This window comes from Rathayibacter sp. AY2B3 (assembly GCF_002931755.1).
GTDB lineage: Bacteria > Actinomycetota > Actinomycetes > Actinomycetales > Microbacteriaceae > Rathayibacter.
Map to the genome: position 1 here is coordinate 37,194 of NZ_PSUG01000010.1, position 14,554 is coordinate 51,747.

Genomic DNA, 14,554 nt, shown 5'->3' on the forward strand with positions numbered 1-14,554 from the left:
GCCTCTACGCTGGCGGGATGCGCGCGCTCCGGACCCTGCCCGCGAGCGCCGTCCTCGCCCTCGCGAGCGCGCTGACCCTCGTCGGCTCCTGGATCCCCTCCTACTGGAACGACGAGGCCGCGACCCTCCGCCTGGCACGGCTCCCGGTGGGGGAGCTCCTCGCCTTCGTGCAGGAGAAGGACGCGGTGCACCTGGTCTACGGCCTGCTGATGCACGGCTGGATCGCCCTCGCCGGGGAGTCGGAGCTCGCGGTCCGCGCGCCGTCCGCTCTTGCGACGGGAGCGGCGGCGGCGTGCGTCGTCCTCCTGCTGCGCGCGTTCGATCGGCCCCGGGCGGCGCTCCTCGCCGCGGCGGTGCTCGTGCTGCTCCCGCGGTCGTCGTTCTCGGGGACCGAGGCGCGCTCCTCCGCTCTGGCCACCGCTCTCGTGGTGGGAGCGGCGGTCCTCGTCGTGCGGGCGGCCCGCTCCGGAGGCGCCCTGCGCTGGATCGCGTTCGCGGCCGTCGCGGGTCTCGCGAACGCCGTCTTCCTCTACTCCGTGCTGGCGCTGCCGGCTCTCGTCGCCCTCGCCGCTGCCGCAGCGCCCCGGGGTGCCGTGCGGGCTCTCGCGCCGACCGCCCTCTCCGCGCTGGGCGCCGTGCCGGTGCTGCTCCTCGCGGTCGGGCAGAGCGGCCAGGTCGGCTGGCTCCGCTCGCAGCCCGTGACCGCGTTCACCGTCCTGGTCGAGCCGTTCTTCGGATCCGCGTGGTGGCTGGCCGGGACCGCCGTCGCGGTCCTCGCGGTCGCCGCGGTGCGGGGCGGCCTGCGCGGGCCGCTCCTGCCGGCCCTCGTCCTCTGGATCGTGCTGCCGACGGCGGTGCTGGTGCTCGGGACCCTCCTCCTCGAGCCGATGTTCACCCCGCGCTACCTCGCGTCGAGCACCCCCGCCCTCGCGGTCCTCCTCGGCCTCGCGCTCGACTCGTGGAGCGGCCGGACGGGCGTCGCCCTCCTCGCCGTGATCGCAGTGGCCGCCCTGCCGGTCCTGGTGCAGATGCGCACGGTCACCGGGAAGCCCGCCGGGCAGGACCTCCGCGGTCTGGCCGCCGCCGTCCAGGAGCGGGCCCGTCCGGGCGACGCTGTCCTCCTCGGCTCCTCCGGGACGGTCTCGCTCCGGCCCCGCCTGGCGCTCGCCGCCTATCCGGAGGCGTTCGCGGGCGTGGACGACGTCGCCCTCGCTGCTGCGTACGAGACGACGGGGACGTACTCCGACCGCCTGCTGGAGGGCGACGCCCTGCGTGCGGCCCTCGCCGGGGAGGACCGGGTCTGGCAGGCGCTGCCCGCGGGCGAGGCGGACACGGTGCTCGCCGAGACGGGGTTCGTCGCGCGCGAGCGGATCCGGGTGCCGACGACGGTGCTGACGCTGTGGGAGCGCCCGGAGGGCCGCTGATCCGGAGCATCCGGGGCGACGCCGCACCGGAGTGGACGGACCCCGGAGCGCCCGGAGCCCCGCCGACGGGGAGCCGCTACCCTTGTCCCCGGCGCCGTCGCAGAGCGGCGGCGTCCGCGGAGCGAGGACCGCGCCACCGAGAGGACCCGAACGTGACGTTGCCCGAGACCACGACCACCGCCATCGCGAAGCGGAAGGGGCGCGACGTCGCCCCCGAGATCGCTCGCTCCTGGCTGCTGGTGAACGCCACCCGCACCGAGACGTTCGACTCCGCGCACGCGTCCCGCGCCGACCAGATCGTCCTCGACATCGAGGACGCGGTCGACCCCAAGGCGAAGCCCGACGCGCGGAACGACGTCGCGGAGTGGCTGACCGGCGAGAAGCGCGCCTGGGTCCGCATCAACGACCACTCCACCCCGTTCTGGTCCGACGACGTCGACGCGCTGAAGGGCCTGCCCGGCCTCGCCGGCGTCATGCTCGCGAAGACCGAGGCCGCCGAGCACGTCACCGAGACCTTCGACCGCCTCGGCGGTTCCACTCCGGTGCTCGCCCTGGTCGAGTCCGCCCTCGGCATCGAGGAGGCGGTCTCGATCGCCCGCGCCCGCGGCACCTTCCGCCTCGCCTTCGGCAGCGGCGACTACCGCCGGGACACCGGCACCAGCGCCGACGACCTCGCGATGGCCTATCCGCGCTCGCGCCTGGTCGTCGCCTCGCGGATCGGCGACCTGCCCGGCCCGATCGACGGACCGACCGTCTCGAACAGCCACCCCGTGCTGCGCGAGCAGTCCGCGCTGACGGTCTCGCTCGGCCTCACCGGGAAGCTCTGCCTCGACACCGAGCAGCTCGCCGTGATCAACGAGGTCATCAGCCCGACGCCGTCCGACGTCGCCTGGGCCCGCGACTTCCTCGACGACTTCGAGGCCCGCGGCCGCGTCATCCGCGACGGCAGCGACCTGCCCCGTCTGGGCCGCGCCAAGAAGATCGACAAGCTGGCCACGGCGTTCGGCGTCAACCCGCTGTGATCCGTCGCGGCGAGGGCGCCTCCGCGGCACACTGAGGGAGCCGCGGAGACCCTCCCGCGCAGGACGGAGACTCCGATGGGCGCGGTCAGCACCTTCCTCTGGTTCGACGACGCCGCGGGGGAGGCGGCGCGCTTCTACACGGAGCTGGTGCCGAACTCGCGGATCACCGGAAGCCAGGTGCTGCCGGAGGGCTCCCCGTCGCCCGGCGAGGTGCTGTCGGTGACGTTCGAGCTCGACGGGCAGCGGTTCCAGGCGATCAACGCCGGGCCGCGGTTCCCGTTCACCGAGGCCGTCTCGATCGTCGTGACCGTCGGCAGCCAGTCCGAGCTCGACCGGCTGTGGGACGCCCTGATCGCGGACGGCGGCGAGGAGAGCCGGTGCGGCTGGCTCCGCGACCGCTGGGGGCTGTCCTGGCAGATCGTGCCGGAGGTCCTCCCGCGTCTGCTCGGAGGCGCCGACCCCGAGGGCGCCGCACGCGCACTGCAGGCGATGCTCGCGATGGGCCGCCTCGAGATCGCGGAGCTGGAGCGGGCCTATGCCGGCGCGTGACTCCGGTCGCCCGCGCCGCTCGACCTCGCTGCGGCGCGCGTACCTCCGCGACTACCGCTACGCCTACGGCTCGCGCTTCGTGCACCTGCGGGAGGGCTGGGACGTGTCGCGGTACGCGTCCGGCGACGGCGCTCCGGTGCTGCTCATCCCCGGGATCTACGAGACGTGGCAGTTCCTCCGGCCCATCGCCGAGAGGCTGCACGCGGCGGGCCGTCCGATCCACGTGCTGCCGGCGCTCGGCTACAACACGCGGCCGATCGTCGCGTCGGCCGGACTCGGCCAGGACTACCTGCGCGAGCACGATCTGCGCGGAGTCGTCGTCGTCGCGCACAGCAAGGGCGGCCTGATCGGCAAGCACATGATGGTCGTCGACGACCGCGAGGACGGGCGCATCGAGCGGATGATCGCCGTGTCCACCCCGTTCAACGGCTCGTCGCTCGCGCGGATCGCCCCGGCGCGGGCGCTCCGCGAGTTCGCGCCGCACCGCCCGCTCATCCGCTCCCTGCTGGCCGAGCGCGAGGCCGACGCCCGCATCACGTCGATCTACGGCATGCGCGACCAGTACATCCCCGGAGGGAGCCGCCTCGCCGGCGCACGCGAGAACATCGCGGTGTCGGTGGTCGGCCACTTCGCGCTGCTCTCGAGCCCGAAGGTCCTCGACCTCATCGCCGCCCGGGTCTGAGGCCGGATCGGATCCGCCGGGCTCGCCGCCCGCGTGAGGCGCCTGCCGTGCGGCGCGACCTCGACCGGACGCGGGCCGAGTCGGCGACGGGCCGAGCCGCCCGCCGTGCTCAGGACCAGGGCTTGAGCAGCACGAGCGGGATCTGCCGCTCGGTCTTCGTCTGGTACTCGGCGTAGTCCGGCCACGCGGCGACCGCGCGCTCCCACCAGGCCGCGCGCAGATCGCCCTCGAGCACGCTCGCGGTGAAGTCCTTCTTCACCGGCCCGTCCTGCAGCTCGACGTGCGGCTCCTTGAGCATGTTGCCGTACCAGACGGGGTGCTCGGGCGCGCCGCCCTTGGACGCGACGACCACGTACTCGCCCTCGTGCTCGACGCGCATCAGCGCGGTCTTGCGGAGCTTCCCGCTCTTCGAGCCGACGGTGGTCAGGACGATGATGGGGCGGCCTCGGAGGAGGTCGCCCTCGGCTCCGCCGGTCCGCTCGTAGAGCTCCGCCTGCTCGCGGGCCCACTCGGACGTGCTGGGTTCGTACTCTCCTGTCAGCGGCATGACTCCGATCGTACGGCCGCGGCGGCCCCGGCGGCCGACCCGCGTGCAGGAGGATGGAGCGGTGTTCTCCGCAGACCCGTTCGACCGAGCCCGCATCGCCCTCCTGCGCGACGACCTGATCCGCGCCCGCTACGGCGTGGACGCCGTGCGGGGGCTCTGGGGCGACGAAGCGGCCGAGGCGCTGCACCGAGGCGACCGGGTCCCCGCCCGCCGCGCCCTCGAGCGCAGCGGCGACCACGACGCGCTGGCCACCCTCGCCCGCCTGTTCCTCCTGGCCGATCCCGTCTCGGCCGACGACGCGGAGGAGGCGTTCGGCGCTCTCTCGCTGGAGGGAGCGGAGGAGCTCGGCCTGGTGCGCGTCGAGGCCGGAGCCGTCGTCACCGCGGCGCTCGACCTGCGGCCCTACGACGTGGTCGACCAGCGCGGCGCGGCCTCGTGGTGGATCGCCTCCGACCTCGGGGAGCTCGCCCTCGGCCGCGCGCTCGACGAGGACCACGTGCTCGGAGTCGGCGGCGCGAGCCTCACGCTGACCGGGCTGATGATCCAGCGGCCCGTCGGCCGCGTGCTCGATCTGGGGACCGGCTGCGGGATCCAGGCGCTGCACGCCTCCCGCCACGCCGAGCAGGTGGTCGCCACCGACATCTCCGAGCGCGCGCTCGCGCTCGCCTCCTTCACCGCGGCGCTCAACGGGATCGAGAACATCGAGTTCCGCCTCGGCAGCCTCTACGAGCCGGTCGCGGGCGAGCGCTTCGATCACATCGTCACGAACCCGCCGTTCGTCATCACGCCGCGCGCCGAGGGCGTCCCCTCCTACGAGTACCGGGACGGCGGGCTCGAGGGCGACGAGATCGTGCGCCGCGTGATCCTCGGAGCGGCCGAGCACCTGGTCCCCGGCGGTGTCGCGCAGCTCCTGGGGAACTGGGAGTACCGGGAGGGCGCGGACGCCTTCGACCGGATCGCGGACTGGCTCGCCGACGCCCGCAGTCCGCTGGAGCAGGCGCTCGAGGCGGGGCCGGAGGGGCTCGACGCCTGGATGGGCGGGACCGCCTCTCCGCTGGACGTCTGGGTCGTGGAGCGCGAGCGTCAGGACCCGGCGGTCTACGCCGAGACCTGGATCCGGGACGGCGGCACGACCCGCGGCCCCGCGTTCGACGCGCTGGTCGACGCCTGGCTGACCGACTTCGAGCGGCGCGGCGTGACCGGCGTCGGCTTCGGCTTCGTCACGCTCCGCCTGCCCGAGCAGCCCCGCCCGCCGATCCGCCGCCTCGAGCGCATCACCACGCCGGTGGCGACCGCGGGCCTGGGCGGGCACCTCGCCGCCTGCCTGGACGCGGCCGAGGCCCTCGCCCCGCTCGACGACCGCGCTCTGGCCGGCCTCGCCCTGGTGGTCGCCGGAGACGTCACGGAGGAGCGGCACTACTGGCCGGGCAACGACGATCCGACGGTGCTGCGGCTGCGCCAGGGCGGGGGCTTCGCGCGAGTGGAGGAGGTCGACACGGCGCTCGCCGCCGTGGTCGGCGCCTGCGACGGCGAGCTCTCGGTGGCGGCGATCGCGGCGGCGGTCGCCTCGCTCCTCCAGGTCGAGGAGGAGGCGGTGTCCGACTCGGTGCTGCCGCGGGTGCGCGAGCTGGTGGAGACGGGCCTGCTGCGGCTGCCCTAGGGGGCGGGGGCGGCTAGAAGAGGGTGGCGGAGTCCTCGACGGCGGGAGCGGCGGGGGCGGCCGGAGCGGCCGGAGCAGCGGCGGTCGGCCATCCGGGCCCGGCGTCGACGGGCTGCCGGCGCTGGTAGGCGGTCGCGGCGCTCCGGGCGCGGACGTCGGCGGCCTCGTTCATCCGGTGGTTGGCGTGCCCCTTCACCCACTCGAAGGTGACGGCCCGGCCCTGCAGCTCCTCGTCGAGCGCCTTGATGATCTCGACGTTCATCACCGGCTTGCCGTCGGCCTTGCGCCAGCCCTTCCGCTTCCAGCCCGGCAGCCACTCGGTGCAGGCCTTGATGGCGTACTGGCTGTCGCAGAGGATGTGCAGCGGCTCCTCCTCCTGCGCGGTCGCGCGCAGCAGCTCGAGCACGGCGGTGAGCTCGCCGATGTTGTTCGTGCCGTGCGACCAGCCGCCCGCGGCCCAGCGCTCGTCGTCGACGTACCAGGCCCAGCCGGCGGGGCCGGGGTTGCCCAGTGCGGACCCGTCTGCGGCGGCGATGATGCTCACGTGCGTCTCTCCTCGTGCTCTCGGTGCTCGCGCCGGTGCGGCGCCCTCCGAGGGTAGTCGGCGGGCGGGGCGGTCCGCGGCGCGCGGCGCGGAGTCAGGCGGAGGAGGAGCGGCGCGCGATCGTCACCCGCGTCGAGTACGGCATCGCAACGGTCCGGCTCTCGCCGAACTCCTCGTCCAGCACGGCGTCGACCGCCGCGAGGACCGCGGCGCGCTCCTCGTCGGGCATCGCGATGACATAGCTGCGGGACGCGAACATGTCGCGCACGCCGGCGCGGTCCAGCTCGAAGGACCACTCGAAGGCGGCGAACGCCACCCGCTCCAGAGCGGAGCCGAGCGGCGGGCGGAGCGTCTCGAACCGCTCGGCGGTGGACGCTCCGGCGACCTCGCCCAGCCGGTGCACCCAGGGGACCGACTCGTCGCGGATGTTCCACACCAGCGCGAGCACGCCCTCCGGGACCAGGACCCGGGCGACCTCGGCTCCCGCGCGCTCGGCGTCGACCCAGTGCCACGACTGCGCGGCGGTGACGAGCTCCGCGGAGGCGTCCGCGGCCGGGATCGCCTCGGCCGTCCCCTCCTCGGGGCGGACCCCGGGCAGATTCCACGCGAGGCGCGCGAGCATCTCCGCGTCGGGCTCGACCGCGGTGACGTCGAGGCCGCGGGACGCGAGCGACGCGGTGAACTTGCCCGTTCCCGCGCCCAGGTCCACGGCGCGCAGCCGGGCGGAGGCATCGGCTCCCGCCGCACGGGCCCGCTCCGGGACGAAGGCGCCCGCCACCCGCGCGGGAGCGTGCCCCACGATCCAGTCGACGGCGTCGTCCGGGTACCCGGGGCGCCCGCGGTCGTAGGCGTCGACCGCGCTGCCGAAGGAGCGTCCGAGCCCGCTCACCGCGCGTCCGCCGCTCGCGCGAGCACGTCCACCGCGTAGCCGTAGCCGGCGATCCCCGCGCCGACGATCACGGCCACCGCGACGTCCGAGAGGTAGGAGTGCTGCCGGAACGCCTCGCGGCGGTGCACGTTGCTCACGTGCACCTCGACCATCGGCAGCTCGGTCGCGAGGACGGCGTCGCGGATCGCGATCGACGTGTGCGTGTACGCCCCGGCGTTGAGCACCACTCCCGAGACGGTGCCGCGGGCCGCGTGCAGCCGGTCGACGATCGCGCCCTCGGAGCTGCTCTGGAAGGTCTCGACCGTGAAGCCGTGCCGCTCGGCCGCCTCCGCCGCCAGCGCCTCGGCGTCGGCGAGGGTGTCCGAGCCGTAGAGCTCGGGCTCGCGGGTGCCGAGCAGGTTCAGGTTCGGGCCGTTGAGGACGAGGATCGGCAGCTTCACGCTCCGACCCTAGCGCCGGGCGTCCCCGCGAGCGGGAGTGGCGGCAGCGCCGCTCGCAGGAGGATCAGCTCGCGCGCATGGGCGTCCAGGCGCCGGTCCTCCTCGGTGCGCAGCTCGAGAGGCGGGACCGGCTCGGCCGCGCCGTCGGCGCCCCGCACCACGAAGACGCTCCGGCACTGCGTGGTCAGCTCCAGCTCGCCGGTCCGCGGGTCCCCGGAGCGCACGTGCACCGCCAGGTGCATGCTCCGCGCGCTCGTGTGGATGAGGCGCGCCTCCACCTCGACGAGGTGCCCGATGCGCACCGGACGGTAGAAGTGGATCCCGCCCGAGTAGACGGCCACCGCGTCACGGCCGGTCCAGCGCTGCGCGACCGCGTCCGCCGCCTCGTCGATCCAGCGCATCACGATCCCGCCGTGGGCGTTGCCGCCCCAGTTCACGTCGCCCGGCGCCGCGAGGAAGCGGAACACGATCCGCGGACCGGTGCCCTCCTCGGTGTACTCCTGCGCCCGCATCACGTCGTGCAGCCGTCGGCGGCCCTCGATGCGGGCGGCGGCGCCCTCGGCGAGGGACAGGTCCTCGATCGAGCGGGGCCTCCACTCGGGGACCGATCGCGGCCTCTTCCCGTCGTCGACGGCGACGAACACGAGGAGGCAGTGCGTCGCGTCCTCGTAGACGCCGGTCCGCGGATCCGCCTGCGCGACCTGCACCAGCACGTGCATGCTCGTGCGCCCGGTGTGGATGACGCGGGCGGTCGCCTCGATCAGGTTGCCGACCGAGATGGGCCGGGTGAAGTGGACGTTGCCGACGTACGCCGTCACGCAGTAGCCGCCGCTCCAGCCCACGGCGCAGGCGTAGCCGGCCTTGTCGATCCACTCGAGGACGCGGCCCGCCTGGGCGCTGCGGCCGTCTGCGGTGGCGTCCTGCGGAGCGGCGAGGAAGCGGAGCGTGATGCGGTCGGTCATGGTGCCCGTCGTCGTGGGAGCGGAAGGGGGAGTGGACCCGCGGGGGTGCGAGGAGAGGGGGATGATCCGCCCGCGGGCCACAGGGGTGTCCGGCCGCAGCCGGCTCGGTTCGGGGGATCAGGCCGCCAGCGGCAGCTTCTCGGCGAGGAGCCGGAGCCGCAGGGCCTGGAGCTCGGCGGTCAGCTCGGGCGGAAGGCGGTCGCCGAACCGCGCGAAGAACTCCTCCGTGAGCGCGCACTCCTCCAGCCACGCCTCGACCGGGACGGAGAACAGCTCCTCCTTCTGGGCCGCGGAGAGCAGGAGCCCGTGCGTGTTGATCGCGAGCGGCAGGTCGCCCAGGGGGCTCCGTCGCGCCTCCGCGAGCCCCTCCAGGCGGCGGACGAGCCACTGCAGCACCCGCGCGTTCTCGCCGAAGCCGGGCCAGAGGAACTCGCCGTCCGCGTCCTTCCGGAACCAGTTGACCTGGAACACGGCCGGCGCCGCATCGCCGAGCTCGGCACCGATCGCGAGCCAGTGCGCGAAGTAGTCGGCCATGTTGTAGCCGCAGAAGGGGAGCATCGCGAAGGGGTCGCGGCGCAGCTCCCCGACCGTGCCCTCCGCGGCCGCGGTCTTCTCGGAGGCGACGGTCGCTCCCAGGAAGACGCCGTGCTGCCACGAGGTGGCCTGCGTGACCAGCGGGACGTTGCTCGCCCGTCGGCCGCCGAAGACGATCGCGTCCAGCGGCACGCCCTCATGGGCGTCCCAGTCGGCGGAGAGCGACGGGCACTGCACGGCCGGAGCGGTGAAGCGGGAGTTGGGGTGCGCGGCGGGCGTGCCGGACTCCGGCGTCCACGGCTGCCCGCGCCAGTCGGTCAGCCGCTCCGGGACCTCGTCGGTCAGGCCCTCCCACCACACGTCGCCGTCCTCGCGGAGCGCGACGTTGGTGAAGATCGTGTTGCCCCAGAGCGTCTGCACGGCGTTCGGGTTCGAGCTCTCCCCGGTGCCGGGAGCGACGCCGAAGAAGCCCGTCTCCGGGTTCATCGCCCAGAGGCGTCCGTCCGTCCCGCGGCGCATCCAGGTGATGTCGTCCCCCAGTGTCTCGACCCGCCAGCCGGGGATCGCGGGCTGCATCATCGCGAGGTTGGTCTTGCCGCACGCGCTCGGGAAGGCGGCTGCGACGTGGTAGCGCCGGCCCTCGGGGGAGACGATGCGGATGAGCAGCATGTGCTCGGCGAGCCAGCCCTCCTCGCGCCCCATCGCCGAGGCGATGCGCAGGGCGAAGCACTTCTTCGCCAGCAGGGCGTTGCCGCCGTAGCCGGAGCCGTACGAGACGATCTCGCGCGTCTCGGGGAACTGGGTGATGTACTTCACCGGGCTGCACGGCCAGGCGACGTCCTCGCGGGTGACGCCGTCGGCGTCGCGGAGGGGCAGCCCCACGGTGTGCACGCCGCGGACGAACGGGGTCTCCTCGGTGAAGGCGGCGAGCGGCTCGGAGCCCACGCGCGCCATGATCCGCAGGTTCAGCACCGCGTAGGCCGAGTCGGTGACCTGGACGCCCAGCTGCGAGAGCGGACCGCCGACAGGCCCCATCGAGAACGGGACGACGTACATCGTCCGTCCGCGCATCGCTCCGTCCAGGAGGGGAGCGAGCTCGGCCCTCATCGCGCCGGGCTCGCGCCAGTTGTTGGTCGGTCCCGCGTCGGCCTCGTCGACAGTGCAGATGAAGGTGCGGTCCTCGACCCGGGCGACGTCGTCCGGGTCGGTACGGGCCAGGAACGAGCCGGGCCGCCACTCCGGGTTGAGCGGGAGGAGCGTGCCGGAGGCGACGAGCCGCTCGGTCAGGCGGTACCACTCGGCGGGGGAGCCGTCGCTCCACTCGATCGCGTCGGGCTTCAGGATCGCGGCGGTCTCGCGCACCCAGCGGCGGAGGGCGAGCGGCGCCGGCGGCACGACGGGCGCGGGGACGGACGTCGGCGCGGTCATGGTGCTCGGCTCGAGTCGGACGGTGTTGCTGTAGATGCTCATGCTGGCTCCGCTTTCGGTGGTCGTCGTCGACGGGGGTGGGGAGTCGCCGGCCGCAGCCGGGGAGAGGCCGGCCGGGCCGGGAGGGGCGCTCGGTGGCGCCTCAGGCCAGGATGGAGGAGGATCAAGGGGTATTCCCGGCGCTCAGGCGGTCAAGAAACGGTCTTTTTGCGCTTCCGTCACAACAGATCGCTGGAGCTCGCCGTGTCCGATCCCTCGACGCCCGCACCGGGCTCCGACGCCGTGCTGCTCGGGCAGCGCCTGCGCCACTTCCGCACCCGGCGCGGGCTGACCCTCGGGCAGCTCGCGGAGCGCGTCGACGTGTCGGGGAGCCAGCTCTCGCTGATCGAGACGGGCCGACGCGAGCCGCGCCTCTCCCTCCTGCAGCGCCTCGCGGCCGCGCTCGGCGTCGAGCTGGCGGCGCTGCTCTCGGACGAGCCGCCGAGCGAGCGGGCCGCGCTGGAGATCGAGCTGGCGCGCGTGCAGAAGGGATCGCTCTACCGCTCGCTCAGCCTGCCCGAGTTCAAGGTCAACAAGGGGCTGAGCACGCCCGTGCTGGAGGCGTTCCTCGGCGTCTACCGCGAGCTCGCCCGCCGCCGGAGCGAGGCCAGCGCCACGCCGGAGGAGGCGCGCCGGGCCAACACCGCCCAGCGGCTCCAGCTGCGCGAGCGCAGCTCCCACCTGCCCGAGATCGAGGAGGTGGCGGGTGAGATGCTCCGCACCGTCGGGCACCGCGGAGGAGCACTGACCCACAGCTCCGTCTCGAAGATGGCCCGGCACCTCGGCTTCGAGATCATCCACGTCGGCGACCTGCCGCACTCGGCGCGATCGGTGATCGACCTCGCCAACGGCAGGATCTACCTCCCGCCCGCCTCGATCCCGGGAGGGCACGGCCTGAGGGCGCTCGCGCTGCAGGCGATGGCGCACCGCCTCCTCGGGCACGAGCGGCCGGTGACCTACGCCGACTTCCTCCGGCAGCGCCTCGAGATCAACTACTTCGCCGCCGCCTGCCTGATGCCGCTGGAGCCGGCCGTCGCGTTCCTCCAGGAGGCGAAGCGCGAGCGGGACATCTCGGTGGAGGACTTCCGGGACGGCTTCGGCGTCACCCACGAGGCCGCCGCCCTGCGCTTCACGAACCTGCTCACCTCGCACCTCGACATCCGGATGCACTTCCTGCGGGTGCTGGGGGACGGCTCCATCCAGAAGGCCTACGAGAACGACGGGCTGCCGCTGCCGACCGATGTCACCGGGGCCGTCGAGGGCCAGGTCGTCTGCCGCTACTGGTCGGCGCGCTCGGCGTTCACCCGGACCAACCGGACGACGGAGTACTACCAGTACGTCGACACCCCGGCGGGCACCTTCTGGTCGGCGTCGCAGACCGGGACGACCGCCACGGAGGAGTTCTCGATCACCGTGGGCGTCCCCTTCGCCGAGGCCCGCTTCTTCCGAGGCCGCGACACCGACCGCCGCGAGCTCTCCCGCTGCCCCGACGAGTCCTGCTGCCGGCGCGCCCCGTCGGAGCTCGCCGCGCGCTGGGACGGCAACGCCTGGCCGAGTGCGCGCCTGCACGCGCACGTGCTCGCGCCGCTGCCGTCGGGCACCTTCCCCGGCATCGACGACGCCGAGGTCTACGAGTTCCTCGACGCGCACGCTCGCGAGTCCTGACCCGCCCCGCCGCCGCCTCCTTCCCGTTGCGCGAGATGCCACTTGGGTACGCCCGCCTCGGCGTGTCGCGTACCCAAGTGGCATCTCGCGAAGGGGCTGTGGAGAACTCCTGCAGGGGTCGGGCGGGTCGGACATCCTCGGGGCATGGACAGCGAGCAAGCCGGGGTGACGGCGTCAAGGGACGGCACGACGAGGCGCGGTCTGGCAGCCGAGCATCCGATCGTCGTGTTCCGAGGGGCGCGGGCGGCGGTGGAGCCGCTCACCTTCGAGGAGCGGATCCGGGCTTACGGCGCGGTCATGCGCCCTGGCGAGTTCTTCTCGCACGCCACGGCGGCGCACCTGCTCGGCCTCCCGGGTCCGCGTCCCGGCGTGACGACGCCGCTCCACGTGTCCGTGGCGCCGCCCCAGCGCGCCGCACGCCGGATCGGTGTCCGCTCGCACCATCTGTGGGACCCCGCGGTCACGGTGATCGACGCGGGCTACCCGGTCGCCGACCCGGCGTCCACGTTCTGCCACCTGTCCGACTCGCTCTCCCTCGAGGACCTGGTCGTCCTCGGCGACGCGATCGTCGGGCGCGACGAGGAGGGGGAACGGCGCGGGTGGCGCATCGACCCGGAGGCGCTGACCTCTCGTGCGGTCTCGTTCCGGGGCCGCGGCGGGCGGCGGGCCCGCGAGGCGGTGCCCTGGGTGCGGGCGGGCGCGGAGTCCCCGATGGAGACGCGGCTGCGCCTCCTGCTCCTGCGGGCCGGGCTTCCGGAGCCGGAGCTGAACGTCGAGCTGTACGACGACGAGGGCCGGTTCGTCGCGCGGGTGGACCTCGTCTACCGCGACCGACGTGTCGTAGTCGAGTACGACGGCGACCAGCACCGCACGGACCGCGGGCAGTACGAGCGCGACATCCGGCGCACCGAGGCGATCGAGGCTCTCGGCTACCGGGTCGTCCGGGTGCGCTCCGCCGGCGTGCTCCTCCACCCCGAGGAGACCGTCGCCCGCGTGCGGCGGGCCCTGTTCGGCTGAGCTCCGCGAGATGCCACTTGGGTACGCCCGCCTCGGCGTGTCGCGTACCCAAGTGGCATCTCGCGGGGAGGGCCCGGGGGCGTCAGTCGGAGATGAGGGCGCGGGCCGTGCCCTCGTCGAGGATGAGGTCCGTGATGAGGCCGGCCGCCAGGGCGCCGCGCAGGCCCGGCAGCTTCGAGGCGCCCGACACGACGCAGATCCGGCGCGACGCGCGGCGCACGGTGGAGAGGTCCGGACCACTTGCACGTTCGTTCATGGGGATGTCGTCCCAGCTGCCGTCGGACCGGTAGAACACCGTCGCGACGTCGCCGACGACCCCGGAGCCACTGAGCGAGGTGAAGTCGCTCGGCTCCAGGTAGCCGCCGATGTAGACCTTCGAGGGGACCGCCGCGAACGGCGACCCGAGCCCGAACAGCGCCACGTCCATCCGCTGCTGCAGCTCCAGGACCCGGCGGGTGGAGCGCTCGCGCCACACGGCCTGCTTGGTGGTCGGGTCGTCGAAGAACGCCGGCACCGGGAACTGCTGGACCTTCGCGGCGTAGGCGTCGCCGAAGCGGCGGAGGATCTCGCTCGAGTAGTTGATGCCCGTGGTCTCGGTGTTGCCGGCGCCGTTCAGCTGCACGATCTGCGTGTTGTGCGTCTCCTTGGCGATCAGGTGGCGGCTGATCGCGCTCATCGTGGAGCCCCAGGCGATGCCGACGATCATGTTCGAGTCGATGAACTGCCCGAGGATCCTCGCCGCGGACAGGGCGACCCGTTCGAGCCGGTCGATCTCGCTGGTGTGGTCCGGCACCGGCACGATGTGCGCCGTGATGTCGAAGTGGGACCTCACCTCGGCCGACAGGGCGCTCGCCCGGTCGAGGGGGGAGCGGATCTGGATGTCGACCAGGCCGGTCGCGCGGGCGTGCGAGAGCAGGCGCGAGACCGAGGAGCGCGACGTGTGCAGCTCGTGCGCGATCGCGTCCATCGTCAGATCCTGCATGTAGTACAGCTGCGCCGCACGCAGCGCGTCCCGCGTCTTGTCGGGATGGGTCGCGTGGGTCGTCTCGTCGAGTTCGACGACCGGTCTCACCGGTGTCATAGCGCTCCCTGCACGGATTTCCACCCGTCTTGACCGGATGTGTTGTCGGGTCAAGGATGACTGTATTCCTC

At 73.7% G+C, this 14,554-nt stretch carries 14 protein-coding genes; 7 read left to right on the top strand and 7 right to left on the bottom strand.

What is annotated here, in order from left to right; all coding sequences use genetic code 11:
• Positions 1-17: 17 nt before the first annotated feature.
• From C5C24_RS05005 to C5C24_RS05020, 4 genes are all read left to right on the top strand, one after another.
• Entirely contained in the window at positions 18-1,424 is a 1,407-nt protein-coding gene (locus tag C5C24_RS05005; protein ID WP_104304450.1) for a glycosyltransferase family 39 protein, read from the top strand.
• Positions 1,425-1,582: 158 nt separating this feature from the next.
• On the top strand, positions 1,583-2,446 hold the full coding sequence (locus C5C24_RS05010; RefSeq protein WP_219812832.1) for a CoA ester lyase: 864 nt from the start codon (positions 1,583-1,585) through the stop codon (positions 2,444-2,446).
• Between the two features lie 75 nt (positions 2,447-2,521).
• Entirely contained in the window at positions 2,522-2,995 is a 474-nt protein-coding gene (locus C5C24_RS05015; protein ID WP_104304451.1) for a VOC family protein, read from the top strand.
• Complete coding sequence (locus C5C24_RS05020; protein WP_104275371.1) at positions 2,982-3,677, top strand: triacylglycerol lipase; 696 nt, start codon at positions 2,982-2,984, stop codon at positions 3,675-3,677. The genes C5C24_RS05015 and C5C24_RS05020 overlap by 14 nt, the downstream gene beginning before the upstream one ends.
• 109 nt (positions 3,678-3,786) lie before the next feature.
• Here the strand turns inward: C5C24_RS05020 and C5C24_RS05025 are convergent, their stop codons facing one another.
• The gene (locus C5C24_RS05025) at positions 3,787-4,224 is read right to left on the bottom strand and encodes a nitroreductase family deazaflavin-dependent oxidoreductase (RefSeq protein ID WP_104304452.1); all 438 of its coding nucleotides are present in this window, start codon (positions 4,222-4,224) and stop codon (positions 3,787-3,789) included.
• A gap of 61 nt (positions 4,225-4,285) precedes the next feature.
• On the opposite strand from C5C24_RS05025, the gene C5C24_RS05030 reads away from it, so the two are divergent.
• A complete protein-coding gene (locus tag C5C24_RS05030; RefSeq protein ID WP_258065054.1) occupies positions 4,286-5,884 on the top strand; it encodes a methyltransferase in 1,599 nt (532 codons plus the stop codon).
• 13 nt (positions 5,885-5,897) lie between these two features.
• Here the strand turns inward: C5C24_RS05030 and C5C24_RS05035 are convergent, their stop codons facing one another.
• The 5 genes from C5C24_RS05035 to C5C24_RS05055 all read right to left on the bottom strand — a co-directional run bounded on the left by C5C24_RS05035 (position 5,898) and on the right by C5C24_RS05055 (position 10,681).
• A complete protein-coding gene (locus C5C24_RS05035; RefSeq protein ID WP_104275368.1) occupies positions 5,898-6,428 on the bottom strand; it encodes a ribonuclease H in 531 nt (176 codons plus the stop codon).
• Positions 6,429-6,522: 94 nt separating this feature from the next.
• On the bottom strand, positions 6,523-7,317 hold the full coding sequence (locus C5C24_RS05040) for a class I SAM-dependent methyltransferase (RefSeq protein WP_104304454.1): 795 nt from the start codon (positions 7,315-7,317) through the stop codon (positions 6,523-6,525).
• Positions 7,314-7,757, bottom strand: a complete 444-nt coding sequence (gene aroQ / locus C5C24_RS05045) for a type II 3-dehydroquinate dehydratase (protein WP_104275366.1) — start codon at positions 7,755-7,757, stop codon at positions 7,314-7,316. Before aroQ ends, C5C24_RS05040 begins: the two co-directional genes overlap by 4 nt.
• Positions 7,754-8,719 (bottom strand): acyl-CoA thioesterase, encoded by a 966-nt coding sequence (locus C5C24_RS05050; protein WP_104282023.1) that lies wholly within the window; start codon positions 8,717-8,719, stop codon positions 7,754-7,756. The genes aroQ and C5C24_RS05050 overlap by 4 nt, the downstream gene beginning before the upstream one ends.
• 117 nt (positions 8,720-8,836) lie before the next feature.
• Positions 8,837-10,681 (bottom strand): phosphoenolpyruvate carboxykinase (GTP), encoded by a 1,845-nt coding sequence (locus C5C24_RS05055; RefSeq protein WP_104275417.1) that lies wholly within the window; start codon positions 10,679-10,681, stop codon positions 8,837-8,839.
• A 243-nt stretch (positions 10,682-10,924) separates the two neighbouring features.
• Here C5C24_RS05055 and C5C24_RS05060 point away from each other — a divergent pair, with 243 nt between their 5' ends.
• Both C5C24_RS05060 and C5C24_RS18550 read left to right on the top strand, forming a co-directional pair.
• Positions 10,925-12,385, top strand: a complete 1,461-nt coding sequence (locus C5C24_RS05060; RefSeq protein ID WP_104304455.1) for a helix-turn-helix domain-containing protein — start codon at positions 10,925-10,927, stop codon at positions 12,383-12,385.
• A 144-nt stretch (positions 12,386-12,529) separates the two neighbouring features.
• Positions 12,530-13,402: an endonuclease domain-containing protein gene (locus C5C24_RS18550; protein ID WP_104304456.1), complete on the top strand. Its 873-nt coding sequence runs from the start codon at positions 12,530-12,532 to the stop codon at positions 13,400-13,402.
• 82 nt (positions 13,403-13,484) lie between these two features.
• Here the strand turns inward: C5C24_RS18550 and C5C24_RS05070 are convergent, their stop codons facing one another.
• On the bottom strand, positions 13,485-14,483 hold the full coding sequence (locus C5C24_RS05070; protein WP_104223198.1) for a sugar-binding transcriptional regulator: 999 nt from the start codon (positions 14,481-14,483) through the stop codon (positions 13,485-13,487).
• Positions 14,484-14,554 lie beyond the last annotated feature (71 nt).